The sequence below is a fragment of the Acidovorax sp. SRB_24 genome (assembly GCF_012931925.1).
The window spans coordinates 1-471 of the sequence record NZ_MWOM01000238.1; the positions used below are offsets into that span (position 1 = coordinate 1).

Consider the following 471-nt stretch of genomic DNA (forward strand, 5'->3'; position numbering starts at 1 on the left):
CCCACTGAGGCGTTCCAGCACGGTTTCAAGCCAAATAGGCCTGCAGCCCTGGTACGACAAGCGTTTGCAGCTATCGAAATGATAGAAATCGAGGCCCGGGGCGGCCTTCGCGCTCCGTGTGCTTGGGCCACCGGACAAGCGGGACCGGCATGTGGCGGACCCGCAAGTGGGGCCGGCGCCGCAGGCAGCCCGCTCGCATGCAAGCCCAAGGGAGATGATGGCAAAAGAGGTCAGTTGTCATATAAGATCAAAATGCCTTGCCCGTTGACCGATCTGCCCCGCTCCATGCCCCTGCACACCCTAAACGCCCCCGCCCCACCGGCCCCCACCGCCATTGCGCCGGCAATGCAGCGCCGCCCGCGTTCGCTGGCGCACGAGTTGGTGGGCACGCTGGGCGACCGCATCCGTGACGGCAGCTACCCTCCCGCAGACAAGCTGCCCACCGAAGCGGCGATCATGGCCGAGTTCGGC

Annotated in this window: 1 pseudogene; it reads left to right on the top strand. The window is 65.8% G+C overall.

Features of this window, described 5'->3' with window-relative positions:
• Positions 1-285: 285 nt before the first annotated feature.
• Positions 286-471 (top strand): annotated as a pseudogene (locus B2J89_RS21740) (GntR family transcriptional regulator); the annotation flags it as partial.